Origin of the sequence: Marinobacter maritimus, assembly GCF_007671675.1 — a bacterium.
In the GTDB taxonomy this organism is placed as follows: Bacteria; Pseudomonadota; Gammaproteobacteria; order Pseudomonadales; family Oleiphilaceae; genus Marinobacter; species Marinobacter maritimus.
The window spans coordinates 360,043-386,304 of record NZ_VCGW01000003.1; the positions used below are offsets into that span (position 1 = coordinate 360,043).

The window sequence follows — 26,262 nt, forward strand, 5'->3', positions numbered from 1 at the left end:
CTCAGTTCCCCTTGAATTCAGGTGCGCGCTTCTCCATGAAAGCAGCAACGCCTTCACGGTAGTCGTCGGTGCGCCCAGCCTCTCGCTGAAGATCCCGTTCTAACAACACCTGTTCCTCAAAACTGTTGTCGGTACTCGCGTGCAGGGCGCGTTTGATCATCGCCAGACCTTTGGTGGGTTGGCTGGCGAAATGGCGGGCCAGTTTCATGGCTTCATCCTGCAGTGCGTCGTCTTCTACACACTTCCAGATCATGCCCCACTGTTCCGCTGTTTCAGCGCCAAGTTTGTCGCCCAGCATGGCCAGGCCTTTTGCCCGGGCCATTCCGACAGTCCGTGGCAAGGTCCAGGTGCCGCCCGAGTCCGGGATAAGGCCGATTTTGCAAAAAGCCTGTACAAAGTTCGCGGAGCGAGCTGCAAGCGTGATGTCGCAGGCGAGCGCAATGTTCGCACCCGCGCCGGCGGCAACGCCGTTAACGGCACAGATAACCGGCATCGGAAGATCCCGAATCGCCTGCAGCATCGGGTTGTAGTAAGTCTCAATGGAGTACCCCAGGTCCGGCGCTTCGGCGCCCGGGTTTACGTTGCGATCCGAGAGGTCCTGTCCGGCACAGAAACCGCGGCCATTGCCCGTGAGCAGCATGACCCGCACGCTATGATCGTTGCGAATGGTCTTCAGCGCGGCGCGCATCTGCTCGTGCATCTCAACGTTAAAGCTGTTGAGGCTCTTGGGGCGGTTCAGGGTAACTTTGGCAATTCCCTGGTCGATATCGAGAAGCACACTCTGCTCGGTCATGGAATAATCCTTGTTTTAGCAGTGGAACCCGGTTTGGTCGCTTCGGGCGGGTGTTTTAACCAGACAGATAATCGCCGTGATCCGGCTCTTCCGGGAGCCGTATCTGTGGTATGGCGGTTCCGGCGTTGCGTTGTTCTAAGGGTTTGTCGGTAAGGCCTGATGGTTATCAAGGCGACTTCCGCAGGACGGTGTTCCGCCTCATTGATTTCTGGAAAGAGTATAGGTTCGAATTGATACCGGTCAAGAATCTCAATCCAGGTTTTTGTATCACGTTAAGAGGAGGTTAATTCGGGCGCCTGTAGATTTATGATTTTTATGGTTATTTTTTTTATTAGCCTTTAGTCTTAGGTGAGCGTGAAAGACACCATAACGGGCCCTGTCACCGTGTAAGCCGTGTACTATCTGTTCTGATACAGAAAAAGTAGCCTAAAATACAAAAAAACAAACATGTTATGAGGAGCACTTTATGCCCTTTTACCGGATTGATGGTGTAACCCCTGTGGTACATCCATCGGCCTACGTGCACCCTACCGCCGTGCTTATTGGCGATGTGCATGTTGGGCCGGACTGCTATGTCGGGCCTTGCGCGTCTTTACGCGGTGATTTTGGCCGTATAGTGATGGAACAGGGTGCAAACCTGCAGGATACTTGCGTGGTGCATGCCTTCCCTGGCCGGGACGCGGTTATCCGGCGCAATGGCCATATAGGACACGGCGCCGTTTTGCACGGTTGCGTAATAGAGGAAGACGCCATGGTGGGAATGAATGCTGTGGTGATGGATGAGGCTGTTATTGCTGCTCGCTCCATTGTGGGTGCTGCCGCCTTCGTAAAAAGTGGCTTCAGCTGCGAACCGGCCTCGCTGATCGTAGGTTCGCCAGCAAAAGTGCTACGCCAGCTGAGCGACAAAGAAGTTAGTTGGAAGCAGCGTGGCACCCGGGAATATCAGACATTGACGCGCCGGTGCCTGGAAAACATGCGGGAGTGCGCGCCGCTGGCCGAGGTGGATGCTGATCGACCGAAGCTGCAGATTGATGGGCATGACCTGAAGGACCGGTAGTCGCCTGCTGCCATGGCCCCTGTGCCGAGCGAAAACGGCTGCGGGGTTGCCAGCAAGTCCCTCTGACCGGCTTTCGTCATTCCGGAACGATGTTTACGTCCGGGGCCTCCAAAAAAACGTCAATGGGCTTTGGAACCCCGAAAAAAAAGCCTTGCAGGTATACATGAGGGTGGCGTGAAGCCAGAAAGTCTGCATGGACATGGGTTTCCACGCCCTCCGCAACAACCCGAACTCCCATGGTTTCGCCGATCCGTACGACCATCTCTACAATGTTGGCAGCCATGGGCTCATCTGGTGCTGACAGCACAAAGCTCCGGTCGATCTTGACCTCAGATATGGGAAGGCGCCGCAACCGCGACAGTGAGGAATAACCTGTCCCAAAATCGTCCAGCGAGAAAGAGCATCCCAGGCTGCTGATATCTTTCATTTTTTGCACAACTTTGTCCAGGTCGTCAGCCGATACGCTTTCTGTGAGCTCTAATATAAGCAGCTCTGCGGGGAACCCGGAGTTGGATAACGCGCGCTCTATTGCTTCCACAAAATCATCTTCCGCGAAGTGTTTTATGGAAATATTGACGGCACATTGGATAGTGGGGTTGATGCGATGCAACGCACTCATTTTCTCCAGCGTTTTGCGCAGAACCCAGCGTTCGATTTTTATAATCTGTCGGGAATTTTCCGCGTGTGGAATGAACTCACCCGGGCCCAGGAGGCCGCGTTCAGGATGATCCCAGCGGATCAGGATTTCCAGCGCGCAGAGAACCCTGTCAGGTGAAAACTGGGGTTGTGCGAACAGCACCAGTTGATCCTGTTCAAGCGCCCGGTTTAGTTCCGATTCAATCTTCAGCTGGTGACGTATTTGATCGCTCATTGAATCTTCAAAAATGGCGATGGGCCGGTTAGCCGCCTTCGCACTGCGGTGTGCCGTTTCGGCGTGTTGGAGTACGGAAGATGGCGAGTTTGAGCTTTCAGTGGGGTATAAGGCTGCCCCAACGGTTACCTCGAGACGCAGGTCAGGACTGTGCTCATTGTGGATGGGCTCAGCGAGGCTGTTCTGGATGCGATCGTACAGCGCTAGAACAACCCGATATGCGTCATCAATAGTCCACCGTTTAGGGGCGAGAACTATGCTGAATTCGTCACCGGAGAGCCTGGCTATGGAGTCGTCTGCGAAAATAGCACTGCGCAGGCGCTTGGCGAACTCTCTGATTACTTGGTCACCGCATTTGAAACCGTAGGTTTCGTTGATATAGCGAAAGTTGTTGATATCGATAACGAGGACTGCGGTTGATACCCTGCCACGATTACAGAACTTCAGCACGGTACCCAACTGATTCAGAAAAAGGGCACGGTTCGACAGACCAGTAACCGGGTCGCGCCACTTCAGTTCTTCTAACCGCTGCTCTGTTTCCTTTACGCTGGAAATGTCATTAAAAACGATAACGTAGTGTGTGATTTCATTATTATGTGAGCGAATGGTGCTGATTGCCCGAAGCTCAGGATAGAGTTCTCCGGATTTTCGGCGACTATAGAGCTCTCCAGACCAATGGTCATGATCACCCAGATACGCGCGGATACTATCCAGGCTCTGGGGAGTATCAGTGTCTTTGCTCAGGTGTGCGTAACTGGCATTGAGTACGTCTTTCTCGGAGTATCCTGTAATGCGGGAAAACGCTGCGTTAACCGCTATTATCATATTGTTGGCATCCAGGAGGATGATGCCTTCCGAGGTTGCCATGAAAACTCTCTCGAACAGATTTCTATTGTGCTGATCGGAGCTGTTGAGCTGTTCAAGCTGTTCATTGAGCGTCTGATTGAGTGTCGTGATGTGGTCAAGCATTCCACTGAGGGAGATGTGCGTGCGCACCCGGGCTCTGACCGCGGGCAAGCGAATCGGCTTATGGATATAGTCAACGGCACCGGCTTCAAATCCCTTTTCTTCTGATTCCGGGTCGCTCAGAGCAGTGATAAATATGACCGGTACATGTTGTAAATCGCGCCTGGCTTTCAGGTTGCGGCACATCTGAAGCCCATCCGTTCCGGGCATCATTACATCCAGCAGGATGAGGTGGGGCTTGTCGCCTTGCTCAAGAATATCCATGGCCTCGGAGGCACTGGATGCAACAATCAGATCGTAGTCCCGACTGAGTGCGTCTGTCAGGACGCGAATATTAGTGGGTTCATCGTCAACGACCAGGATCTTCGGGCTGCCGCCCGGCCTGAAAACATCTGACCCATTTTCCCTGGGTACCTCAAAGTAGGGGTCTGACACAATTGCGCCCTCCATCTTCCTTGGCTTCGTAAAGGCTCTTGTCTGCGGCTTCAATTAATTCGGCAGTACTCGATAAAGACGACGGCTGAAACGCTGTGCAACCTATGGATAAAGTAAAGGGTGTATAGGTTTTCGCGAATTGCAGGCAATTGTGGAGTTCTGTGTGCACAGCTTTGGCAAAATTGTTTGCTGCCGTTATCGTGCTGTGCAAATTCGCCCCGGGTATGAGTGCGACAAACTCGTCACCACCGAGGCGTGCAATGACTTCTCCGGCTCTGGCAAAACTGGAGTTCATGATGGTTGCGAGCTTTTGCAGGCATAAGTCGCCTTGGGCGTGACCATACCTATCGTTGATCTGTTTGAAATGATCCAGATCAACCAATATCAGCCCAATGGAGTTGTCCTGGCGCCGGGCTCGTCGCCACTCCAGATCAAGCTGTTGATTGAACAGGCGCCGATTGCCAATACCCGTTAACGGATCAGTCAGCGCTGCTTCTGCCAGCATGTCTGTTTTACGTTTCAGGTCAATAAACGTAGATACTTTGGCGCTTAAGATGGTTTTGTTGAACGGTTTCAGTACATAGTCTGTTGCGCCATGCCGGAAGGCCTCTTCAATATCCTGTATCTGGTCAGAAGCAGAAATGCAGACTACGGGCACGTAGGCATACAGTTCCGAAGCTCTCAGTTCGTTCAGAAAATTAAGCCCGGAACCATCCGGCAGGTACAGATCGAGAAGCACGATATCTATTTCATCAGACAGAAGCCGTCTTGCTTCCGCAAGGCTCTGGCTGATGATCAATTCGCAGGCGCCCCCCAGAATGCCAGCAAGGCTGGCAATGCCGACGGGTTCATCTTCTACAATTAGCACCGTGGGTGCGCTATTTATGTCCATCGGGCTAGCTGTCCTGGCTTTCACGTTCGATCTTCGATAGCAGATCCGTTGCTTCTTTAAATTTGTAGGTTTCAAGTGCCCGGCTTAGCCGGGATGCAAGGATGGTTTTGTTGTTCTCGCGCAGAAACTCCAGCACCCGATCAATATCACTGTCGCTCGCAATACGGTTGTTACCCAGCCGCTGCGCCATTCGCGTAATGGTGTGGTTGATCGGCTCTCTTCGAATATTATCGGCCAGGGCTGGGGTTTCCGTAGTCCAGGCTATTTCAGATAGCAACTGAACATGCTCCCGAAGCGTTGTCAGAAGTGCCTCGGGGCCAGGTAGTGACTGGCCTGATTCAGCGGCTTTTTCAACCCGCTCTGCAACGTTCACCAACTCCGTATTGGCGATGTTCGCCGCAGCCCCTTTTATTTTGTGAGCAATCGCTTTGGTTTCTCTCGGGTCATTAAGCTGTAGACAGCGTTCGATGTCAGCGGTCATTTCTGTGGAACTGGCCAAAAAACTGCGCATGCACCGGTTGAAGAGGGCCGGGTCGGCTCCGAACATAGTCTGGTAAACAGGTTGGGAAATGAACCCAGGTAAACCCGTCTTGGGGGCGTGTTCCGGTCGAGTTGTCGACCTGGCCGGGGCTGGTTTTGGGCTGGAAGTAGCATGTTCTTTGAAAAAAGCTTGCAGCAGCCTCTGAATATCTCCGGGAAGAACGGGCTTGGTGAGGTAGTCGTCCATACCAGCGGCGTAAGAGCTGCTGCGATCATGCTCTGAGATCGATGCGGAGAGAGCTGCGATAACCGGCTGAGTGATGCTCTCATGGCTTCGAATCTGACTGACAATATCCTGTCCGGTTTCACCATCCAGGTGCAGATCCATAAGAACGAGATCAAACGAGTGGGTTTCAAGCTGGTGCATGGCCTGAGCTCCGTTATGGACAGACGTCGAGTCCACCCCCAAAGAGCTTAGATAGCTTGCAACGATTTCGCAATTCAACTGTACGTCATCGACGATCAACGCTTTCAGATTTTGGTATAAAAGGTGGGGGGCAGATATAACCGTGTGTTCCTCCAGCTGCTGTGGTGCCAGTTGTTCAAAAAGCTTGGAGGGTGTCAAAGGTTCGAATGCAAGCCGCCCGCCAGCGTCCTGAAACTCGATCATCCAGTCACGTTTGAAACCAGCGGGAACAACCAAAAGAAGCCCCTTCAGAAAATACTGCTCCGAAGCTCCCAATAGTTCCTGCACGAATGCTTTGATGAGGTCTGTGTCGATAGTTTCCATATCGACAATAACCATCGAAGGTTTGGTGTCTGTATTACTGGGTATGTTTGCCAATACCGACTTGATCTCCTGCAGAGTTTTAGCCGGTATCAGTTCCAGAGACCAGTGTTCCCGGTAGGCCTCCAGGAGGCAAAGGTTATGCTTCATCCCATAGTGATAGACCCGGATAGGGCTGGAAACATGACGAGTACCGATGCTTCGTTCGTTCTCGGCCAGATCAACAGGAATCATGAGTGTAAATTTGGATCCCCGGTTTTCAGCACTTTCCAGCGTGAGCGTCGCGCCCATCAGCTGGGCAAGATGGCTGCTGATTGCCAAGCCAAGACCTGACCCACCGAAAACTCGGCTAGTGGATTCGTCGGCCTGGCGAAAATTCTCGAAAACCCGCTGTTGGTCCTCTTCCCTGATGCCGATACCCGTATCCTTTACCGTGATTTTGAGCGTCCCATGAGTGTTGTCACTGCCGCTAAACCCGATGCTCACGCTCACGCTGCCTTCGTGGGTAAACTTGATTGCGTTACCGACCAGGTTGGTGCATATCTGAGAGATTCGCATTAGGTCACCTGTTACACGCCTGGGTGTGGACGGCGCGATGTTAACGCGCAGTTTCAGACCTTTCTCTTCGGCAACAATGGCAAATAACTCAACGCTGCGCTGGACAAGAGCCTCAATTTCAAACGGCTTATAATCCAGCTCTATGTGATCTGCCTCGATTCTCGACAGATCCAGAATGTCGTTTAAAAGCTGTAGCAAAACCTCTGATGCTGAAAACGCTTTGCTTACCAAACGCCGCGAGTAGTCGTTGAGTGGGGCTTCTTTTAACAGCACAAGCATGCCGATAACGGCGTTCATAGGCGTACGGATTTCGTGGCTCATGTTTGCGAGAAATGCTGTTTTCACCTTAACGGCAGACTCCGCCTCCAGCTTCTGCATGTTGAGCTCAGCGGTTTTCTCTATGACTTCCTGTTCTACCCGCCGTTTTGCGTTCGACAGCAACATGAATGCGGCCAGTATCAACCCGTTTATAGTCAGGCCGCTTAAAAGAATAGCTGTGGGTAGCCTGCTTACGTTGTACTTTTCGAAAAGCTGCGTTGTCTGGACATCAAACTTCCATTCCCGGCCGTATATATCCAGAGGGTAAGAAGCCTGAAACATAGGCGAGGTGTCGTAGTTGTTCTCTGTTGTTTCACTGAATTCGCTATATAGCTGGTGTTCGCCATCGCTGATTCGAAAATGCAGTAGTCGGTTAGTATTTGCCAGGGTGCCTTCCATTAGCCGGGAGACAATAAACGGTGCGTACACAAGGCCCAGGAAATCCGCTTCCTTGTCTTCTTGTTGTCCTGCTTCCGGAGTGCGGTAGAAAGGGCGAAAAAATAAAAAGCCCGGCTTCTTTTCGTCGTCCTGCACCAGCGCTATCGGGCCGGTAATCTGAGTCTCGCCAGTGCGCATGGCCTTTAGAGCAGCCGTGAAACGGTTTGACTCATGGGCCATGTCAAGGCCGATGGCAGCTTCGTTTCCGGCTAAGGGCTCAAGATAGGTGATGGGCCAAAAGTCGGTTCCTGTATGGGGCGGGTGAACGCGAAAACCCGGGCGTTCTTGTCGTTCTTTCGCAAGATAGGATTCAAGATTACTTTCCGGCACCCTTTTAATAACGCCGATTCCGCTCACTCCTGGTAAACGGTCTTGTACTGCAAGTGACTCTGCGAAGCGCTGCCATTGAGTGCGTGAAATGTCGCCGTCGTTTGCGCGGATGGTGCCGACCCCGGAAAGCAGAGCAAGCTCGTATTTTTGCATCCGGTCCATCAATAACCCATTGAGCTGCTGAACCCTCTGGTCAAACTGGTCTTCAGCCCTGGCATCGGCAATTTGTGCAGAAAATTGCCAGGCTGTGATGGTCAGCAGCAAGGAAAGGCCGACCACTACCCAGTGCAGGTTTTTTATTTGAGCAGCAGCGCCCCGGAGTTTTACCATATACTGGTCTGGCCTCAGTGATGGGTTTATATACGATAAGCCACACTAGCCGAGATTACGCAAAAGTTATAGCTCGACAATAAGTTACCGCGAACTGAGAGGATTTGTGAAGCGGTCGCTTTCAGCCAGTACGCTAATCAGGCCAGGTGCAATCATGGCGCTTCATTTATAGCGGCGTGGATTAAAAAGGTGATTATGGATCCCGAACAATGGCAAAGCCTTCTGGAAGTTATTCCAGATGTGCGTGATGGGCTGACCCGCACAGAGAGGCTTATTCTATACCTGATACATGAGACTCAAAAGGAGCGCAACGGGCGCAATGTTCCCACCGTCATGCTTTATGGTCGGGTCTTGGAGTACGTGGATATGAGTGAAGCCGAGCTGCACGTTTATCTGGACCGATTAGGTGTCAGGGGCGATGGCACCCAATAATCCCGTGGACCTGCTCAGTGGTCCAACACATAAAGCTGGCGGCCGGCTCCCAGCCCGGCAACGATGGCGCCAACGGCGATCAGGCCAAGGAATACGCCGGTAAGGTTCCAATTGTTAAAGGTCTCGTGCAGAACGCCCACAAACAAGGGGCCTAGCGCCGCCATGGTGTAGCCGACGCTCTGTGCCATACCAGATAAGCGCGCGGCGGTGTCTGCATCGCGGGCTCTTACAGCGAGTAAGGTGAGTGCTATGCTGAATGAACCTCCCTGGCCCAGGCCAAGCACAACAACCCAAAGCCAGATTCCTTCGATGGGCGCGTAAATGCTTCCACCAATTCCGACGAGTATCGCCAGCATCACCAGCACCAGCATAAAGCGCTGATCGCGCATGTGGCTAGCTACCCAGGGCACCGCAATAGCCGTTGGCACTTGCACGAGAATCGATACCGACAGGGCGAGCCCGGCGTCAACCGCCTCAAGCCCCCGGTCCTGAAGAATTGTCGGTAGCCAACCGAATACCGTATACGCCAACGATGACTGCAGCCCCATATAGAAAGCGATTTGCCAGGCCAGCTTGTCTTTGAACAGCGAAGTGGTTGGCGTGTGGGGCGTTTTCGGGGTGTGCTTGCCATCAAGCTGAAGCCACCAGGCGGCGGCCGCAATCAATGCGGGTATTGCCCAGAATGCCAGAGCGGGGTGCCAGGCATTGCCAAATGCTATACGCAGCGGCTCAGTCGAGCCGGCTGCCACGGCCGCACCGGTGCACAGTGCAGCCGTATAAATACCGGTCATCAGACTTGCTGATTCAGGAAAGTCGCGTTTGACGATTCCCGGTAGCAGAACGCTCATTACGCCAATGCATCCGCCGGCGACTGCGGTGCCCAGGAACAAACCACTGACGCCGAGGTAAGGACGTGCAATCAGAGCCATGCCGAGGAGTATGAGTGCAACCAACACGGACCGCTCCATGCCGAGCTTACGCGCAGCTCGCGGAGCAATCGGAGCGGCAAGGCCCAGAAGCAGCACGGGCAGTGTGGTAAGCACCCCCTGGCCGATGGATGACAGCGACAGACTATCGCCAATAGTTTTGAGCACCGGCCCGACACTGGTCAGTGCCGGACGCAGGTTGAGAGCGACCAGCATCATGCCCACGAACATCATGATGGTGTTGCGGGATTGTTGGTGGCTGGTTTTTCTGCTCATTGGTGTCAACTTGATTCGGCAAGGGTTGGTGATCAACACCCTTTATGGAACACCTCACTGATCGGTCAGAAAAACACACCCGGCAGCCAGGTGGCAATTTCCGGAAACACCATAATTATGCCAATGGCGATTATCTCGATGATCACAAACGGCACCACGGAGGTGTAGATGTCCTTCATGGTAATGCCCGGCGGAACCACGCCCTTAAGATAGAACAGATTAAACCCGAAAGGTGGCGTCTTGTAGCCGATCTCCATGTTAATCACGAACAGGATGCCGAACCAGATCGGATCGAAGCCAAGTGATTTCACGATCGGCATAAACACCGGCAGAGTGATCAGCATGATGCCAACCGGGTCAAGCACCATGGCCAGGAAGAAGATGATTACCATCATCGCGACGATAATGCCCCACGGGCCGCCGGGGATGTGCTGCATCATGCCTTCGATGAGTTCCTGCGCGCCCATGCTTTGGTATGCCGCGCTGAATGCGTGGGCGGCAAACAGGATCCACATGATCATGCCGGTGAGCTTGAAGGTGCGAATAGCCGCTTCCTGCAGGATGCTCCACTTGAGTTGGCGATAAACGGCTGCCGAAATCAGCGAGCCGAGAACACCCATGGCGGCGGCTTCTGTTGGCGTGGTAATGCCGCCGATAATGGAGCCCAGCACCATGAAAACAACGCCAATGGGCAGCAGTACAGCTCTCAGGGCGCGAAGCTTTTCGGGCCAGGTGCCACGTTCCTCCGGCGGCAGCGCTGGTGCCAGGTGCGGCTGCAGGGTGGAGCGTATGAGGATGTAAAGAACAGTCATAACCATCAGCAGCACACCCGGCATGATGCCGGCAGCAAACATCTGGCCTACGGATACACCGGTAATCAGTGCGTAGAGAATCATCAGTATGCTGGGTGGGATCAGAATGCCCCAGCCGCCACCTGTATTGATGACCCCCAACGCCATCTTGCGGTCATAGCCCCGTTCCAGCATGGAGGGGAGTGCGATGGTTCCCATGGCAACAACTGCTGCGCCGCTGATGCCAACCATGGCCGCAAATACCGCGCAGATAACCAGGGTTCCTATTGCCAGACCGCCGCGAAGGCCGCCAAACCACAGGTGCATCATCCGGTACAGATCTCTTGCGACACCAGTCCGTTCCAGCACCATGGCCATGAAAACGAACAGGGGTATGGCAACCAGGGTAAAGCTGCCCATGGTGCCCCAGATCTGCGAGGCCACCATATAGAAGGAATCAAATCCCCAGGTGAAATAAAGAAAGATTACCGAAACGCCACCGAGAACAAAGGCCAGCGGCAAGCCCAGTAGCAGGAAAAACAGCAGCGAGCCGAAAAACAGCAGGGTCAGGATTTCAATACTCACGACTGCTCTCCTTCGGAAATGCTCTGATCGGGGCGGTGATAATCCAGGTTGAAGGCAATGGCGATGTCTTCAAGGAGCTTGGCCAGGCCCTGCAGTACCAGCAGTCCAGTGCCGACGGGGATGGCGAGTTTGACTGGCCAAACCGGGGGATTCCAGGCCGAGTAGGTGGTCTCCCAGCTCGATATGGATTCGCTGGCCATATCAATGCCGAACCACAACAAGGCAAGGGTAAAGATGAAAAATATCAGTGAAGTGAAGATGTCCATTACCGCCCGCTTGCGGGGGGGCAGTTTTGAGTGCAGAAGGTCGACATTGACATGGCCCCGATGAGCCATGATGTAGCCTCCTGACATGACCGCGTAAACGCCGAACAGCATCTGGGTAAGCTCGTTGGTCCAGGCTGTGGGAGCGTTTAGCAGATAACGAAACCCCACCTCCAATAGCAGGAACGCGAACATGGCGAAAACGAGCAAGGCTATCCAGCGCCCGACAAAGTCATTAAGGCGGGTGACCCCGCTAATGAATGCGGTCAGCACACTCATGGCATTCTCCAGGAGGATGTTGGGTTGCTTCAGGGATAAAAAGGCCGGGCATCAAAGACGCCGGCCTCTATCCGTTATCTGATCTCTCAGCTCAGAGGTAGCCGAGCTCGGCCAGGTAGCCTTTCAGCATGTCCAGCGCCTTCTTGGCGTTTGCGCTGCGCTCGCCTTCCTCGTCCCACATTGCTTGGGCTGCTTTTACCAGTTTGTCCTGAACGTCATCCGGCAGAACGTTTACCTGCACACCCTGTTCGGCGATGACTTTGGCCAGGGTAAGGCGTTCCTTATAAAGGTATTCGTTGGTACGAATCCAGAATTGCTCATCAAGAGCATCTTTGACGATCTCCTGCATGTCTTTCGGCAACTTGTTCAGCGCCTTCATACTGACAATGATGACGTCCGTGCCCGCAATGTTCAGGGCTGGTTGAACGTGGTACTTGGCCACTTCATACAGAGCCATGCTGGCGGCGCCCTGAGCTGCACCCCAATGGGCACCGTCAACAATGCCCGAGTCCAGTGCCGAGTAAAGCTCGCTGCCCGGAATATAAGAGGCCGCAGCACCCGCTTCGGTCAGGAACTTTTGCAGGACACCCGAGGAGCGAATCTTCAGGCTGGTGAAATCTTCCCAGTTATTGATAGGCTTTTTGATCACCATCTCGGTGGGGTAAACCTTGTCGGTCGCCCAGTAGACGTTGTGCTCTGCCGCTTCGTCACGGAGCATCTGTTCAAAGCCCATGCCCTGATGAAAGTACTCAGCTTCCCATACGTTGCGGAACGCAAAGGGCAGGCCGGACGCAATGCCGGCAAGAGAGACTTTATCCTGAGCGTACGATGGTGAAATTGTGCCCATTTCAAGAATGCCGCGGCTCACAGCATTGAATGTTTCCTGCGCCTTGAACAGCGCGCCGGCTTCATAAAGCTTGAGCTTCAGACGTCCGTCTGTGCGCTCTTCCAGAACTCGTTGCAGCCTTACCAGGCTGTCTGTGTAGGAGCTGCTGGCGCCTGGCCAGTGAGACTGTACTTTCCAGGTGAAGGTTTCCTGGGCTGCTGCGGGCGCAGCGGCCAGAGCAGCGGAAACACCTAAGGTAAGAGCTGACGCGTAAACGGTCAGGGCTTTGCGTGCGTTGGCAAAGAGATTCATGACTGTGCCTCGTTCGTTGTTGTAATGATGCTTATTGTTGTTTCACTGTGCAGAATTGACGACTGCAGGGTGAACTATTGTTTTCTGAATCTAACACAAGATCGGGCTTTTGCAATAGGATGTTTTAGGCGTAGACCCAGAAACTATTTGAAAGGATAGCTCAATGATCGTCAGTCAGCAGTCTCACGGTGTGCTTCAGCTTATTATCAATCGTACTGAGAAGAAAAATGCCCTGACACGGGACATGTACCAGCAACTGAGTGACGCGGTAACCCGTGCCAACGAAAATGAGAGCGTGAGTGCTATTGTCATTTCCGGAGCCGGTGGCGTGTTCACGGCGGGAAACGACCTGGATGATTTCCGGGCTCGCGCCACGGATGAGCACCCGAAGCCCTCTGCCGGACTGGCGTTCATTGAAGCGCTGATGAATTGCGATACGCCGGTTATAGCTGCCGTTGAAGGCCTGGCAATAGGTATTGGCACCACTTTGCTGTTGCACGTGGACGTTGTGGTCGCTGCCGAAAGTGCAAAATTCAAGACAGCGTTTGTGGATCTTGGGTTGGTGCCCGAGGCAGCTTCGACAGTCACCATGCCCCTGCATCTGGGGTCACGCAAAGCCACCGATCTTTTATTGCTGGGCGACGTGATCAGCGGCAGTGAGGCCAGGGATTGCGGGCTGGTAAACCGACTTGTGGGTGATGGGCAGGCTTTGTCTGAAGCGTTGCTAATCGCCGGGAATCTGGTCAGTAAGCCCCGTGAGGCACTGCGGGCCAGTAAGCGACTTATCCGGGCGCCTTGGCGAGAGCAGATAGAGCAAGCGCTTGAGCGGGAAAGAGAGGTTTTTACTGAGCGGCTTCGTTCCGAGGATTGCCGGGCCGCACTGGATAAGCTGGCCCGGCGCTGAGCGGAATTAGCGCGGGCTATTGTGGGGCAGCGTGCCAGTAAGGCTCGCGCAGTTCCCGTTTAAGGATCTTGCCGATAGTAGAGCGGGGCAGCTCATCTCGGAATTCGATGGCAGAGATGCGCTGGCTTTTGCCCAGTTTTTCGTTGGCCCATTCGAGTATCGCCGGCCCGGAATCCTTGTGCCCGGGCTTGAGAACGACCAGGCCTAACGGTGTTTCACCCCACTGTTCGCTTGGAATACCGATAACCGCTGCATCGTCCACCGCTGGATGCGCCAGCAGCGCCTTTTCAAGATCAATCGCGTAAATATTGAACCCACCGGAAATGATCATGTCCTTGCGGCGATCGAGAATATGAATGAAACCGTCCTCGTCGATTCGTCCCATATCTCCGCTACGATAAAACATATTGCCTTGTGGGCTTTGCCACAACATTTCCCGGGTCTGCTCCGGTCGGTTCACATAACCCCGCATCATCGAAATGGCACGGCCGACGAGCTCACCGATTTCGCCTTTTGGGAGTTCGCGGCCATTTTCGTCGATTACGCGCACTTCCGCGCCCTCCGTTGGGACGCCCACCGAACTCCACTTGTCCGGGTGCGCTGCACAGTCGAGACTGGTTGAAATGCCGCCCTCTGTGAGGCCGTAAACCTCCCGTAGATTGCCGGGCCAACGCGCCATGGCGTCGGCTATTACGTCGGGTCTCAGAGGTGCACTGGTGCAGAGTTTCAGCTTGAAGCTGGAGAGATCGAATCGTTCAAACTCCGTGTCGGCCAGGATCCTCTGGTATTGCACCGGCACCAGCATGGCGTGGGTCACACGGTGTGTTTCGGCCAGTTCCAGAAACCGCCGGGCGTCGAACTTCGCCATGATCACCAGGGTGCCGCCATGGAACAGCGTGGGTAACACTGAAACCAGTGTGGTGTTGGAGTACAACGGTGTTGAGACCAGGTTAACGGCATCGCCATCCAACCCGAAGCGGCTCATGCGCACCATCTGTCTCTGCCGGAAACGGTAATCATGAAGGATGCCTTTCGGGGTGCCGGTCGTGCCGGAGCTATAGATGATGTTGAAGGCATCATCCATTGTTACATCTGCGGGCGCGGCTTCTGTAGAGGCATTGCCAAGCCAGTCGCTCAGTGTTTCGCCAATCCCTTCACCATTGTCATCCAGGGCAATAATGCGGTCGGCTGACAATCCCTTCAGCCCGGGTTGGAAGCTATGAAAGAGGTCCTGGTTTTTTTGCGACACAAACAGAAATTGGGCGCTGCAATCGGACAGCATCAGGCTCAGTGTTTCGGGACTGGCCATGCCCGAAAGCGGCACCATGCAGCCGCCTGCAGTCAGTACGCCAAGATACAGCGCAACATAATCGGCACTGTTCTCCGACAACGCAGCAACTGAATCGCCGGTCCGCAGGCCTTCGTCTCTCAGGTGGTTGGCGATCTGGTTGGTCCGGTCCAGAAGGTCGCGCCAGCTCAAAGTGCCGTGTTCGCTGATCAATGCGGGATGGTTTGCGCGGGTGTCGACAAACGACTGTATCTGGTGGCCGATGGCCTCCATGGGTTCATTTTGGGTTATGGGTGCATACACCGGCATTTTGCTCAGGTTACTTTTCATTTTTGTACCTTATGCTGCTATTGTGTTTTGACTAGTGAAATTTACTTCCGATTATATTGACTCAAAAGCGGAAGGCATGACAAATTAATGCGAAAGCAAAACCGCCAGCGCAATAATAAAACCCGCGAAAAATAAAATTTGAGATACAAGGAGCAGCGGCATGGGGCGTTTTGATGGTCGAGTGGCCATTGTTACCGGGGCAGGTAGTGGTATCGGTCGGGCAACTGCCTTACGACTGGCCCGTGAGGGTGCCCGGGTGGTGATGGCGGATACTTCCGAGTCTGGCCTGGTTGAAACCGGGAATCTGATGCCCGCAAGCGCTGAACATCGCCGGCGCACCGTCAACGTTGCCGAGGAGGTTCAGGTAAAAGAACTGGTCAGCGAGGCTATTAAAGCGTTCGGAAAGATCGACATCCTGTGCAATATCGCAGGCATTGCGAGCATAGGTAAAGGCCATCCGCCGGTAACAGAAAACGAGCGAGATGAGTGGGACAGTGTGTTGTCCGTTAACCTTGTTGGCACCATGCTGCTTATCAAACATGTTGCGCCCCACATGCAGGCCCGCAAACTCGGTTCTATTATTAACACTGCTTCGGTTGCTGGTATCCGGTCCGGCGCGGGAGGCAACGCTTACAGCGCCTCCAAGGCTGGAGTGATTAATCTCACCATGACCGCTGCATGTGATCTTGGCGCCGACAATGTTCGTGTGAACGCCGTGTGCCCGGGCCTCGTGGAGACCGGCATGACGAAACCGGTATTTGACTACGCCCGCGCCCATGAAAAAGCCCACAAGCTGGGCGCTCGCTGCGAACTCCGCCGTTATGGCAACCCGGAAGAAATCGCGGCGGCCATTCTGTTTTTTGCCAGTGACGATGCCAGCTATATCACCGGGCAAGCGCTGCCGGTAGATGGCGGCAATACTGCCTCTCTGAATCTGCCAGGAATGAAAGTGTAATGAGCAAGCAAGAATTGTCTTCTGTCGATGGTGCTTATGTAGATGGCACAGAGCTGCCGGGCTTTCATAACCTGCTCGGATACCGCCAGGCCTCCTGGGAGGAAGATGAAGCGGTTATTGCGCTGGAGCTGCAGCCGAGGCACCTGAATCTGGGCGGGGTTATCCACGGCGGTGTGCTTACCTCGCTGCTTGATATTGCCATGGCGCAAGCCGGCACACACTGTCCCTACCCGGGGCGGATGCGCAAAGCCATCACCCTGTCTTTAACCACAACGTTTACCGGCCAATGCTCCAGCGGCACCATTCGTGTAACCGGGCGCAAGCGGGCGGGTGGCACGCGGATTTTCAATAGTACTGGCGAAGTCCATGACGACAAAGGCAACCTGCTTGCCATTGCCGAGGGCACGTTCCGGATTCGGTCTGGCAGCGACAAGCCCGAAGGCGTTCCTATCTGATTTTCAGAACATTTAACAAAAGCCTGATCGGCGATGAAGACCGGTCAACGAATCATTATTAAAGAGGAAGCGACATGTTCGAGTTATCTGACAGAGTAAAAAAACTGCAGGCGCAGCTGAACGAGTTCATGGATGCGCACATCTATCCCAACGAACACACGCACCACGAGCAGATTGAAAAGGCAGAGAATCGTTGGGCGCCGGTTCCGATCATCGAAGAGCTGAAAGTGAAGGCGAAGGCCGAGGGTCTCTGGAATCTGTTTCTACCGGAGAGTGATTTGGGCGCCGGTCTGACCAACTTTGAATACGCCCATCTGTGCGAAATCATGGGTCGTTCTGAAATGGCACCGGAGGTGTTCAACTGCTCCGCGCCGGATACCGGCAACATGGAAACCATCGCGCGGTACGGCAATGAAGAACAGCAGGAACAGTGGCTTAAGCCTTTGCTGGCAGGTGAAATTCGTTCCTGTTTCTCCATGACCGAGCCGGATGTGGCCTCCTCTGATGCCACCAATATTGCCTGTGAAATTCGGCGCGAAGGCGATGAATATGTGATCAACGGCAAAAAGTGGTGGTCTTCAGGTGCCATGACGACCTCGGCAAAAATTGCCATCGTAATGGGCAAGACCGATCCGACAGCGCCCAAGCATCAGCAGCAATCCATGATTCTGGTGCCGTTGGATGCGCCCGGCGTGAAGCTGGTCCGCCCGCTGACAGTGTTTGGTTATGATCACGCACCTCACGGTCATGCAGAGGTTCATTACGAAAACGTGCGGGTTCCTGTTACCAATATGCTACTGGGTGAAGGGCGTGGTTTTGAAATCGCCCAGGGTCGTCTTGGGCCAGGTCGCATTCACCACTGCATGCGCACTATTGGTGTGGCTGAGCGTGCGTTGGAGCTGATGTGTAAGCGTGCCAACGAGCGCGAGGCATTCGGCAAGCCGCTGTCCAGCTTTGATTCTATCCGTAAGGACATTGCCCGTAGTCGCATCGAGATCGAGCAGGCGCGGCTGTTGACTCTGAAGGCTGCGCACATGATGGATACCGTGGGTAACAAGGTAGCTCGTCAGGAAATCGCCATGATCAAGGTGATTGCTCCGAGCATGGCTTTGAAAGTGCTCGACCGTGCCATTCAGGTCCACGGTGGTGCCGGCGTGAGCCAGGACACCTTCCTTGCGTCAGCCTGGGCCAAGGTTCGGACATTGCGGTTGGCAGATGGCCCGGATGAGGTGCACCTGGATTCTGTTGCCAAGATTGAACTGCGTCAGTACCGCTAACCGAATCGCACTTTTGGGGAAGAGCCGACGGGAAGAGCGCTCAGGGGCACGCTGTGAATACGTCCCTGTAGGCTTGTCAAAAACATCCGTGTTTTTGACATCCCCTGAGCGCTCTTCCCGCCGGCTCCCGCAGCTTTGAGTATGAGGATCACGATATGAACAATCCACTTTTTGACATGACCGGCAAGGTAGCCCTGATCACGGGTTCCACCAAAGGTATTGGCCGTTCAATTGCCGAAGAAATGGCCCGGCTGGGCGCTAAAGTTGTTATCTCCAGCCGCAAAGCCGATGCTTGTGAGCAGGTTGCGAATGAGCTGAAATCGCAAGGTTACGAGGCCATGGCCATACCCTGTCACGTCGGTAAAAAAGACGACCTGCAGAACCTGGTGAACAAGACAAACGAAGCCTGGGGCACTATCGATGTGCTCGTATGCAACGCCGCCACCAACCCCGTCTATGGCCCAACCTCCGAAATGACCGACGAGGCCTGGGACAAGATCATGGACACTAACGTTAAAGGCTCGTTCTGGCTCACCAACATGGTGCTGCCGCAGATGGCGGAAAAAGGCGAGGGCGCCGTTGTGATGCTGTCCAGCATCGCCGGAATCCGTGGCAACACCACGATCGGAACTTACGGTGTTTCCAAGGCGGCCGAGGCGGCCCTGGCCCGGAATCTTGCAGTTGAATGGGGCCCGAAGGGTATTCGTATCAACAGCATCGCCCCGGGCCTTATCAAGACCGATTTTGCGAAAGCCCTGTGGGAAGACCCGGTGCGGGTCAAGCGCGCAGAAGATAAAACCCCGCTAAGACGAATCGGCGACCCGGTAGACATCGCCGGCCTGGCAGTCTTTTTGTCAACCAAGGCTAGTGCCTACATAACCGGCCAAACCATAGTAGCCGACGGCGGCGAAACCATCTGTTAAGCGATTAAGCACTGAATTCCGCCAAGGGCTGTGGGTGGTGAGGCTTTTCTGCAGGAAAAAATGTCTGAGCGCAGCGAGTTGTTTTTTCCGAAAGAAAAGCCTCACCACCCGCAGACCGCTGCCCCCAAACAAAGGCCGCCACCTGATAACTAAAGGCAACAAAAACAATGAGCATAACCCCAGAGCTGGTAACCGTCCTCCCAGCCCACAAATTCGATGAAGCCAGGCTCCTGTCCTGGCTCCAGCAAGCCATGCCAGGCTTCGGTAACCGCCTTGAGGTAAAACAGTTCCAGGGCGGTCAGTCCAACCCCACGTATCTGTTGGATACCGACAGCGGCCGATACGTTCTGCGCAAAAAACCACCCGGAAAAACTCTGCCCTCTGCTCACATGGTCGAGAGAGAGTACAAGGTAATCCGGGCACTCTCAGACAACACCAATTTTCCGGTGCCCAAGGCCAGAGTCCTGTGTGAAGACAGCGAGATCATTGGTACGCCCTTCTACGTGATGGACTTTCTGGAGGGCCGCATTGTCAGCCATTCCGCCTTGCGAGAGCTGGATCGTCAGGAAAGGCTGCCAGCCCACCACTCCGCCATCGACACACTCGCAGAACTGCACTCCGTTGATGTGAATGCCGTTGGCCTTGGCGATTACGGTCGCCCGGAAGGCTATGTGGCACGCCAGGTTTCGCGCTGGAGCAAACAGTATCTGGCAGCCAAAACCGACAACATGCCCGCCATGGACAAACTAATGGCGTGGCTGCCCGAAAATCTACCGTCCACTGATGAATGCGCGATTGCTCACGGTGACTACCGTTTCGGCAACCTGATGCTGGCGCCAGACAAGCCCGAAGTGATCGCCGTGCTGGACTGGGAACTCTCAACGCTCGGGCACCCGCTGGCGGACTTGGCTTATTATTGCCTGCCCTATCATCTACCGTTCGACATGCCGGGCATGCGCGGACTGCTGGGGGAAGATCTGGGCGCACTAGGTATACCGAGCGAGCAGGAAGCCATCGCTCGCTATTGCGCCAAAACAGGCCGCCAGGGCATTACAGACTGGCATGTGTATCTTGCGTTTTCGCTGTTCCGACTGGCGTCTATCGTTCAGGGTGTCTACAAACGGGCGCTTGACGGTAATGCCGCCAACGCCAATGCCCTGGAAGTGGGTAAGCGGGCCAGCATGCTGGCGCAAACCGGCTGGGCGATTGCGAGTGCAGGTGAGCGGTTATGAACGCCCCCATGGTTCGACGCATCCTTATTACCAACGACGACGGCATTAACGCTCCGGGGTTGGCGCGGCTGGAAAAAATTGCCCGCAATCTGGCGGAGGAGGTATGGATCGTTGCTCCGGAGCACGATCGCAGCGGGGCAGGCCAGAGCATATCGATACACCATCCGTTACGGGTCTATGAGGCCGGGGATAAACGCTACGCGGTTTCCGGCACACCGGCGGATTGCGTGCTCTACTCTCTGGCCCAGTGGTTTGGCGAAGCGCCTCCGGATCTGGTGCTGTCTGGCGTCAATTGCGGTGCCAACATCAGTGACTCGGTGCAGTATTCGGGTACGGTCGGCGCAGTGCTCAGCGCTCACCACATGAACATTCCCGCCATCGCTCTCAGCCAGGCCTTTTTGTCTCGCGAAGGAATTGACTGGTCTCCGGTTGAACAATTTGGCGAAGCGGTAATCCGGAAGCTATGGCAGCCGGGCGAAGCTCTGGCCTGGAACGTTAACTTTCCCGCCTGTGAGGTCGGAGACATTGTGTCTGCGCGCTGGTGTAAGCAGTCAAGCGGCTCCATCCAGCAAGCCCGCCTGAAAGCCGGCCAGGACTCTCGCAGCCTGCCATACTGGTGGCTGGGGTTTGACCGCAGCTCGCGGCACATCGTAGCGCCGGATTCCGATGTTGCTGTGCTGAGAGACAGGGCGATTGCTATTACGCCGTTAAGGCACGAAGCCCCCCTGCGCGGGGAAACCAAAGAATTTGATCTGTCCGCAATGCTGGCAGACTGATTTAAACCTGAAGAGAACAATAATCATGTTCACACGCCACTATGCGGTCTGGCCTAAAGAGTTGCCCAAGACCATGACTCTGCCGAAAACCAGTGTTTTTACCAACCTGGAAATCTCGGCCCTGCGCTACCCCGAGCATACGGCCATTATTTTTTACGATGCGCCCATCACATATCGCCGCCTGCTGGCGGAAGTGGAGGCCATGGCCGGTTATCTGCAGGCACAGGGCGTGAAAAAGGGTGATCGGGTACTGCTGTATATGCAGAACTCGCCGCAGTATGTAATTTCTTACTATGCGATTTTGCGAGCGGATGCAGTGGTGATTCCGGTCAATCCCATGAACCGGGCCGCAGAACTCGAACACTTTATTGCGGATACCCGCTCGGCCGTCTGCCTGGCGGGCCAGGAGCTGGCTGAATACATTGCGCCGATGTTGGAAAGCACCGATCTGGAGCAGGTGGTGGTGGCTTCATATAACACCTACATCGAGCCTGGTACCGACCTGGACCTGCCTGCGGAAGTGGCAAGCCCGGCCTGGTCGGGCGATGTTTCAGGCCTGGTGAGCTGGGAAAGCGCCATCGCGGCGGGCCATAGCCCCCAAAAACATATGGCTGGCCCTGAAGACCTGGCGGTGATTCCCTATAGCTCGGGTACAACCGGTGCACCAAAAGGCTGCATGCACACTCATCGCTCGGTGATGGCAACGGCGGTACATCGTGTGTTCTGGAACCTGAGCACGTCAGACAGCGTACAGCTGGCCACTCTGCCATTTTTCCATGTAACCGGCATGACAGGTTCCATGAATGGGCCGATTTTCGCAGGTTCCACTTCGGTGATTATGACCCGCTGGGATCGAACCACTGCATCAAGGCTCATTGAGCGCTACAAGGTCACCGCCTGGACCAATATTGTCACCATGGCTGTGGACTTTCTTTCCAATCCGGATATTGCCAAATACGACCTCTCCAGCCTCAACATGATTGGTGGCGGAGGCGCTGCCATGCCGGTCGCCGTGGCGGAGAAGCTGAAAAAGTTGACGGGCCTGAACTACATCGAGGGTTATGGCCTGTCAGAAACCATGGCCGCGACCCATATCAACCCCAACGCAAAGCCCAAAGCCCAGTGCCTGGGTATTCCGGTGTTTGATGTGGACAGCCGGATTATCGATGTGGATACCCTCGAAGAGAAAAGCCCGGGTGAAACCGGTGAGATCGTCTCCTGTGGCCCGCAAGTAACCATTGGCTACTGGAATCGGCCGGCCGAAACCGATGCGGCGTTTATCGAAATTGACGGCAAGCGCTTTTTCCGCACCGGTGATCTCGCGTATTACGACGAAGAGGGTTATTTCTTCATGGTCGATCGCCTTAAGCGAATGATCAACGCATCCGGATTCAAAGTGTGGCCATCGGAAGTGGAGGGTCTGATGTACCGGCACCCTGACATTCATGAGGTGTGCATTATCTCAGCGCCGGATCCCAAGCGGGGTGAAACCGTGAAGGCCTGTATCGTGCTCACACCAGAAGGGGAAGGCACCACCAGCGTTGAGGACATTACAGGTTGGTGCAAGGAACAGATGGCAGTCTATAAAGTACCTACCATTGTTGAATTTGTGAGTGCGCTGCCAAAATCCCCCACAGGCAAGCTGATGTGGCGAGCGCTTCAGGACGAAGAATGGAAGGGAAGGGACAAGTCATGAACGATAAACCCAGAATTCTGATTGTCGGTGCCGGCGCTATAGGCAGCTTCTACGGCGCCATTCTGAAGAAAGCCGGTTGCTCGGTGAGCACCGTTTTGCGTTCAGGTTATGAAACGGTCAGGGCCCAGGGTATTCGTATCACCAGCCCGCTTGGAGATCTGTCCTACGAACCCGATCATGTATACCGTGATGGTGATTTGCCGGAGGAATCGCCTGACTTTCTCATTCTGTGCGTGAAGGTTTTGCCCGGTGTGGACCGGGTTGCACTGGTCGCGCCCTGGATGGGCGAGAAAACCTGCCTGGTACTGATCGAAAACGGGCTGGATATCGAGAGAGAGCTGGCCCATGCCTACCCGGATAACCCGCTTATAAGTTGTCTGGCCTTTATTGCGGCAAGCCGCACAGAATCTGGTGTTGTGGAGCATAAAGCGTACGGCAAGCTGGTGATGGGGCGTTACCCTGAAGGCGTTGACGAGAACTGCCGGGTGTTGTCTCAGCTGTTTATAGAGGGCGGTATCAGGATCGATCTGACCGAGCGTGTGGTGGGTGAGCGCTGGCGCAAGTGTTTATGGAATACTCCGTTCAACCCCTTGTCTGTTATTGCCAACGGAGCGGACACCCTTACCATTCTGGATACTGAGGGCGGTGAGGACCTGATTCGAGCCATGATGCGTGAGGTGATGGTTGTGGCTGCCGCCGAAGGCTATCCAATGGATGAAGCATTAATCGATCAGAACATCGAGGGCACCCGAAAAATGCCCGCCTACAAGAACAGTATGGCACTGGATTACCTGAACGGCCGCCCGATTGAACGTGAGGCGGTTCTGGGTAATGTGGTGGCATTAGCCAAGCGCCGTGGCCTTTCAGTGCCTCACCTGAATACGGTGTTGGTGACTCTGAAGATGCGTGCAGCGCTGGAGGGGCGTGAATAGTATTCAGACAGTACTCAGAGCCCGCTTGCGGGCTCCGAATAACGTAGTTTTGTTCAGTAGCCTCGCTCAGACTACATACATAGCGAGGTTTTCTGCTACGCAGGCCGGCTTGTCCTGGTGGTTTATTTCCACGGTGGTTTTGTAAGTCGCCAAGGTTCTTTTGTTATCCACCGGTATAACGTCTACCAGCTCGACTTTAGTGCGGATCTCCGAACCCACTGGCACGGCCGCTGGGAATCGCAGCTTATTCAGCCCGTAATTAATCGTGGCCTTCGTGCCCGTTACCCGCAGCGCCTGCGGGTTAAGCCGGGACATCAGAGATACCGTCAGGTACCCATGGGCTACCGGGCTTTTCCACGGCGACTCCCGCTTTGCCCGCTCCACATCCACGTGAATCCACTGGTGGTCACCCGTGGCCTCGGCAAAGGCTCCGATCATCTCCTGCGTGATCGTGAGCCAGGGGCTGTAGCAACACAGACTTCCTTTGTGGTTAACGAGATCGTCGAGTTGTATTTCCACCATGTTGTGCCCCTTTTATACTGCGTAACCTGGGTTTTTGCTGTCGAGAAGCCGAAGCAGTGCCGGCCAGGTGAGCGCCGCTGCGCTGCCCAGGGCTTGGGACTGATCCGCAGTCGTTTTGATGGCCTGCTCGGAGGGCGTCCACACCGGGCCACAACTCTGTGCTTTAACTTGTATCTCACAGGCCTTCATCAGGAAATACAGGTACGTAAAGGTTTCCGGAACGTCTTTACCTGCGGTGAGAACGCCATGATTGCGCAGCATCATCATGGACTTGTCGCCGAGATCCCGTATCAGACGCTCACGCTCATCCAGGTTGAGAGCCACGCCTTCATAGTCGTGGTAACTCAGGTGCGCCAGGCATAGCATGGCGGTCTGGCTCAGGGGTAGCAGGCCGTCTCTGTGGGCTGAAACTGCCACGCCATCTGGTGCATGAAGATGCATAACGGCACCTGCATCGTCACGCCCCATGTGTACGGCGCTGTGGATAGTAAAGCCGGCTGGATTCACCCGGCCAAGACCGCCGGATTCTACTACCTGCCCGTCTCTGTCCACCTTCACCAGAGAGGAGGCAGTAATCTCGTGGAACAGCAGGCCGTAGGGATTGATCAGGAAATGATGTTCAGGGCCAGGTACCCGGGCAGAGAGGTGGGTAAAAACCAGGTCATCCCACCCGAACAGGGCGACAAGACGATAGGCCGCCGCTAACTGGCTACGAACCTGCCATTCAGCCTCTCTCAGGGTATTTGCGTCGGTGTTTGAGGTGTTTGTTGTCATGCGTTGTTCACCTTGTTATTCACTGTGCATAAAAAAGGGGGTGGCAAGCCACCCCCGAAAAAGACCTTTGACTGATAAGAAGGAGATCTCAGGCTCACTGAACAGGGAGTTTAGCTTGCTTGTAAAAGGGATGCGTAGCGCTCCAGATGGAAATCATCGTCGCCCAGCTGGTGGTTGATCATGATCAGGCGCTTGGCGTAATGGGCAAAGTTGTATTCCCATGTCATGCCAATGCCGCCGTGGGACTGTATGCCCTGTTCTGAAATGAACTGCCCGCTGCGACCGATAACGTTTTTGGCGGCAGCCAGCACGCGGCGGCGCTCACCGCTCTGCTCTTCGTCCGCCACGCTGGCAGCCAGAGTAGCCATGGAGCGAGCCTGCTCCAGTTCAGACATCATGTCGACCATGCGGTGCTGCAGTACCTGAAACTTGCCGATCGGCACGCCAAATTGCTTGCGCTGTTTAAGGTAATCCAGAGTCAGCTCGTTGGCGACTTCCATAACCCCGACGGCTTCGGCACACAGTGCTGCGATTGCGCGGCCTGCCTGATACTCAATCACCTCAGCGGCCTTACCTTCCTCGCCCATCAAGGCATCGGCACTTACCTGAACGTTGTTCAGGGTAAGGTCGCAGCCTTTGGAACCGTCAATGGTTGGATAAACCCGGCGTTCAATTCCGGCGGTATCCGCTTTAAGAGCAAACAGGCTGATTCCGCCTGCATCTCGGACATCACCGGACGTGCGTGCTGATACCAGAATAACGTCAGCGCAATGCCCGCCAATGACCACAGCCTTGCGGCCGTTGAGCTGGTAACCGCCGTCTTTCTTCTCGGCGCGGGTTTCTACGTTGTTTAGATCGTAAAAGCTTTGGGGCTCTTGGAGTGCAACCGCTGCTTGCACCTCGCCACTGGCAATCCCGCCCAGCCAGGTTTCTTTCTGGCTGTCGTTGCCGGCCTGGCCAATAAGGCCGCCGCCAAGAATCACAGATTGCAGGTAGGGTTCAAGACACAGACCACGACCCAGTTCGGTCATGACCGACTGCACTTCCACACCGCCGCCGCCAAAGCCGCCAAGCTCTTCAGAAAAAGGAACGGCTGTCAGGCCCAGTTCACTGAGCTGCTTCCAGAAATCTACGCTGAACCCGGCGTCTGTCTCACTGAACTCAAGACGCTTTTCAAAACTGTATTCACCGCGTACCAGACGGGCCACGGTGTCCTGCAGCATCTGCTGCTCTTCATTGAGTCGGAAATCCAT

At 54.7% G+C, this 26,262-nt stretch carries 23 protein-coding genes; 11 read left to right on the top strand and 12 right to left on the bottom strand.

Annotated features, from left to right (window positions below; genetic code table 11):
• Position 1: 1 nt before the first annotated feature.
• Positions 2-793, bottom strand: a complete 792-nt coding sequence (gene paaG, locus FFI90_RS13810) for a 2-(1,2-epoxy-1,2-dihydrophenyl)acetyl-CoA isomerase PaaG (RefSeq protein ID WP_144778640.1) — start codon at positions 791-793, stop codon at positions 2-4.
• 466 nt (positions 794-1,259) lie between these two features.
• Here paaG and FFI90_RS13815 point away from each other — a divergent pair, with 466 nt between their 5' ends.
• Positions 1,260-1,850, top strand: a complete 591-nt coding sequence (locus tag FFI90_RS13815; protein WP_144778641.1) for a phenylacetic acid degradation protein PaaY — start codon at positions 1,260-1,262, stop codon at positions 1,848-1,850.
• A 76-nt stretch (positions 1,851-1,926) separates the two neighbouring features.
• Here the strand turns inward: FFI90_RS13815 and FFI90_RS13820 are convergent, their stop codons facing one another.
• The 3 genes from FFI90_RS13820 to FFI90_RS13830 are packed head-to-tail and all read right to left on the bottom strand — an operon-like array spanning position 1,927 to position 8,255.
• Positions 1,927-4,122 carry a putative bifunctional diguanylate cyclase/phosphodiesterase gene (locus FFI90_RS13820; RefSeq protein WP_186317989.1) on the bottom strand — a complete coding sequence of 732 codons (2,196 nt, stop codon included), beginning with the start codon at positions 4,120-4,122 and terminating at the stop codon, positions 1,927-1,929.
• The gene (locus FFI90_RS13825) at positions 4,103-5,014 is read right to left on the bottom strand and encodes a GGDEF domain-containing protein (protein ID WP_144778643.1); all 912 of its coding nucleotides are present in this window, start codon (positions 5,012-5,014) and stop codon (positions 4,103-4,105) included. Before FFI90_RS13825 ends, FFI90_RS13820 begins: the two co-directional genes overlap by 20 nt.
• A 4-nt stretch (positions 5,015-5,018) precedes the next feature.
• Complete coding sequence (locus tag FFI90_RS13830; protein WP_144778644.1) at positions 5,019-8,255, bottom strand: CHASE domain-containing protein; 3,237 nt, start codon at positions 8,253-8,255, stop codon at positions 5,019-5,021.
• A 195-nt stretch (positions 8,256-8,450) separates the two neighbouring features.
• Here FFI90_RS13830 and FFI90_RS13835 point away from each other — a divergent pair, with 195 nt between their 5' ends.
• Positions 8,451-8,687, top strand: coding sequence for a hypothetical protein (locus FFI90_RS13835; protein WP_144778645.1), 237 nt, complete (start codon positions 8,451-8,453; stop codon positions 8,685-8,687).
• 14 nt (positions 8,688-8,701) lie between these two features.
• On the opposite strand, the gene FFI90_RS13840 is transcribed toward FFI90_RS13835, so the two are convergent.
• The 4 genes from FFI90_RS13840 to dctP all read right to left on the bottom strand — a co-directional run bounded on the left by FFI90_RS13840 (position 8,702) and on the right by dctP (position 12,945).
• The gene (locus FFI90_RS13840) at positions 8,702-9,889 is read right to left on the bottom strand and encodes a CynX/NimT family MFS transporter (RefSeq protein WP_144778646.1); all 1,188 of its coding nucleotides are present in this window, start codon (positions 9,887-9,889) and stop codon (positions 8,702-8,704) included.
• A gap of 65 nt (positions 9,890-9,954) precedes the next feature.
• Complete coding sequence (locus FFI90_RS13845) at positions 9,955-11,265, bottom strand: TRAP transporter large permease (RefSeq protein WP_144778647.1); 1,311 nt, start codon at positions 11,263-11,265, stop codon at positions 9,955-9,957.
• Complete coding sequence (locus tag FFI90_RS13850; protein WP_144778648.1) at positions 11,262-11,807, bottom strand: TRAP transporter small permease subunit; 546 nt, start codon at positions 11,805-11,807, stop codon at positions 11,262-11,264. The genes FFI90_RS13845 and FFI90_RS13850 overlap by 4 nt, the downstream gene beginning before the upstream one ends.
• A 91-nt stretch (positions 11,808-11,898) precedes the next feature.
• Positions 11,899-12,945, bottom strand: a complete 1,047-nt coding sequence (gene dctP / locus FFI90_RS13855) for a TRAP transporter substrate-binding protein DctP (RefSeq protein ID WP_144778649.1) — start codon at positions 12,943-12,945, stop codon at positions 11,899-11,901.
• A gap of 163 nt (positions 12,946-13,108) precedes the next feature.
• Between dctP and FFI90_RS13860 the strand changes: the two genes are divergently transcribed.
• Complete coding sequence (locus FFI90_RS13860; RefSeq protein WP_144778650.1) at positions 13,109-13,849, top strand: enoyl-CoA hydratase/isomerase family protein; 741 nt, start codon at positions 13,109-13,111, stop codon at positions 13,847-13,849.
• 16 nt (positions 13,850-13,865) lie between these two features.
• On the opposite strand, the gene FFI90_RS13865 is transcribed toward FFI90_RS13860, so the two are convergent.
• Complete coding sequence (locus FFI90_RS13865) at positions 13,866-15,467, bottom strand: class I adenylate-forming enzyme family protein (protein ID WP_144778651.1); 1,602 nt, start codon at positions 15,465-15,467, stop codon at positions 13,866-13,868.
• 160 nt (positions 15,468-15,627) lie between these two features.
• Between FFI90_RS13865 and FFI90_RS13870 the strand changes: the two genes are divergently transcribed.
• From FFI90_RS13870 to FFI90_RS13905, 8 genes are all read left to right on the top strand, one after another.
• The gene (locus FFI90_RS13870; RefSeq protein ID WP_144778652.1) at positions 15,628-16,422 is read left to right on the top strand and encodes an SDR family NAD(P)-dependent oxidoreductase; all 795 of its coding nucleotides are present in this window, start codon (positions 15,628-15,630) and stop codon (positions 16,420-16,422) included.
• The gene (locus tag FFI90_RS13875; protein ID WP_144778653.1) at positions 16,422-16,877 is read left to right on the top strand and encodes a PaaI family thioesterase; all 456 of its coding nucleotides are present in this window, start codon (positions 16,422-16,424) and stop codon (positions 16,875-16,877) included. Before FFI90_RS13870 ends, FFI90_RS13875 begins: the two co-directional genes overlap by 1 nt.
• Before the next feature lie 74 nt (positions 16,878-16,951).
• The gene (locus FFI90_RS13880) at positions 16,952-18,154 is read left to right on the top strand and encodes an acyl-CoA dehydrogenase family protein (RefSeq protein WP_144778654.1); all 1,203 of its coding nucleotides are present in this window, start codon (positions 16,952-16,954) and stop codon (positions 18,152-18,154) included.
• 155 nt (positions 18,155-18,309) lie between these two features.
• On the top strand, positions 18,310-19,077 hold the full coding sequence (locus tag FFI90_RS13885) for an SDR family NAD(P)-dependent oxidoreductase (protein ID WP_144778655.1): 768 nt from the start codon (positions 18,310-18,312) through the stop codon (positions 19,075-19,077).
• A gap of 167 nt (positions 19,078-19,244) precedes the next feature.
• Positions 19,245-20,309 (top strand): phosphotransferase, encoded by a 1,065-nt coding sequence (locus tag FFI90_RS13890; protein WP_144778656.1) that lies wholly within the window; start codon positions 19,245-19,247, stop codon positions 20,307-20,309.
• Positions 20,306-21,085: a 5'/3'-nucleotidase SurE gene (gene surE, locus FFI90_RS13895; protein ID WP_144778657.1), complete on the top strand. Its 780-nt coding sequence runs from the start codon at positions 20,306-20,308 to the stop codon at positions 21,083-21,085. The genes FFI90_RS13890 and surE overlap by 4 nt, the downstream gene beginning before the upstream one ends.
• Positions 21,086-21,110: 25 nt before the next feature.
• Positions 21,111-22,781, top strand: coding sequence for a long-chain fatty acid--CoA ligase (locus FFI90_RS13900; protein WP_144778658.1), 1,671 nt, complete (start codon positions 21,111-21,113; stop codon positions 22,779-22,781).
• Positions 22,778-23,713: a ketopantoate reductase family protein gene (locus FFI90_RS13905; protein WP_144778659.1), complete on the top strand. Its 936-nt coding sequence runs from the start codon at positions 22,778-22,780 to the stop codon at positions 23,711-23,713. The genes FFI90_RS13900 and FFI90_RS13905 overlap by 4 nt, the downstream gene beginning before the upstream one ends.
• A 66-nt stretch (positions 23,714-23,779) precedes the next feature.
• Here the strand turns inward: FFI90_RS13905 and FFI90_RS13910 are convergent, their stop codons facing one another.
• The 3 genes from FFI90_RS13910 to FFI90_RS13920 form a co-directional block, all read right to left on the bottom strand.
• Positions 23,780-24,235: a MaoC family dehydratase gene (locus tag FFI90_RS13910; RefSeq protein WP_144778660.1), complete on the bottom strand. Its 456-nt coding sequence runs from the start codon at positions 24,233-24,235 to the stop codon at positions 23,780-23,782.
• A gap of 12 nt (positions 24,236-24,247) precedes the next feature.
• Positions 24,248-25,009: a class II aldolase/adducin family protein gene (locus FFI90_RS13915; RefSeq protein WP_144778661.1), complete on the bottom strand. Its 762-nt coding sequence runs from the start codon at positions 25,007-25,009 to the stop codon at positions 24,248-24,250.
• 110 nt (positions 25,010-25,119) lie between these two features.
• A complete protein-coding gene (locus FFI90_RS13920; protein ID WP_144778662.1) occupies positions 25,120-26,262 on the bottom strand; it encodes an acyl-CoA dehydrogenase family protein in 1,143 nt (380 codons plus the stop codon).

Bases quoted from the DNA above. Each gene is read 5' to 3' on its own strand.
- FFI90_RS13825 (WP_144778643.1), bottom strand. From the start codon at position 5,014: ATGGACATAAATAGCGCACCCACGGTGCTAATTGTAGAAGATGAACCC.
- FFI90_RS13840 (WP_144778646.1), bottom strand. From the start codon at position 9,889: ATGAGCAGAAAAACCAGCCACCAACAATCCCGCAACACCATCATGATG.
- FFI90_RS13860 (WP_144778650.1), top strand. From the start codon at position 13,109: ATGATCGTCAGTCAGCAGTCTCACGGTGTGCTTCAGCTTATTATCAAT.
- FFI90_RS13835 (WP_144778645.1), top strand. From the start codon at position 8,451: ATGGATCCCGAACAATGGCAAAGCCTTCTGGAAGTTATTCCAGATGTG.
- FFI90_RS13885 (WP_144778655.1), top strand. From the start codon at position 18,310: ATGAACAATCCACTTTTTGACATGACCGGCAAGGTAGCCCTGATCACG.
- FFI90_RS13915 (WP_144778661.1), bottom strand. From the start codon at position 25,009: ATGACAACAAACACCTCAAACACCGACGCAAATACCCTGAGAGAGGCT.
- FFI90_RS13905 (WP_144778659.1), top strand. From the start codon at position 22,778: ATGAACGATAAACCCAGAATTCTGATTGTCGGTGCCGGCGCTATAGGC.
- FFI90_RS13815 (WP_144778641.1), top strand. From the start codon at position 1,260: ATGCCCTTTTACCGGATTGATGGTGTAACCCCTGTGGTACATCCATCG.
- FFI90_RS13890 (WP_144778656.1), top strand. From the start codon at position 19,245: ATGAGCATAACCCCAGAGCTGGTAACCGTCCTCCCAGCCCACAAATTC.
- FFI90_RS13850 (WP_144778648.1), bottom strand. From the start codon at position 11,807: ATGAGTGTGCTGACCGCATTCATTAGCGGGGTCACCCGCCTTAATGAC.
- FFI90_RS13870 (WP_144778652.1), top strand. From the start codon at position 15,628: ATGGGGCGTTTTGATGGTCGAGTGGCCATTGTTACCGGGGCAGGTAGT.
- FFI90_RS13920 (WP_144778662.1), bottom strand. From the start codon at position 26,262: ATGGATTTCCGACTCAATGAAGAGCAGCAGATGCTGCAGGACACCGTG.
- FFI90_RS13830 (WP_144778644.1), bottom strand. From the start codon at position 8,255: ATGGTAAAACTCCGGGGCGCTGCTGCTCAAATAAAAAACCTGCACTGG.
- FFI90_RS13880 (WP_144778654.1), top strand. From the start codon at position 16,952: ATGTTCGAGTTATCTGACAGAGTAAAAAAACTGCAGGCGCAGCTGAAC.
- dctP (WP_144778649.1), bottom strand. From the start codon at position 12,945: ATGAATCTCTTTGCCAACGCACGCAAAGCCCTGACCGTTTACGCGTCA.
- paaG (WP_144778640.1), bottom strand. From the start codon at position 793: ATGACCGAGCAGAGTGTGCTTCTCGATATCGACCAGGGAATTGCCAAA.
- FFI90_RS13865 (WP_144778651.1), bottom strand. From the start codon at position 15,467: ATGAAAAGTAACCTGAGCAAAATGCCGGTGTATGCACCCATAACCCAA.
- FFI90_RS13910 (WP_144778660.1), bottom strand. From the start codon at position 24,235: ATGGTGGAAATACAACTCGACGATCTCGTTAACCACAAAGGAAGTCTG.
- FFI90_RS13900 (WP_144778658.1), top strand. From the start codon at position 21,111: ATGTTCACACGCCACTATGCGGTCTGGCCTAAAGAGTTGCCCAAGACC.
- surE (WP_144778657.1), top strand. From the start codon at position 20,306: ATGAACGCCCCCATGGTTCGACGCATCCTTATTACCAACGACGACGGC.
- FFI90_RS13875 (WP_144778653.1), top strand. From the start codon at position 16,422: ATGAGCAAGCAAGAATTGTCTTCTGTCGATGGTGCTTATGTAGATGGC.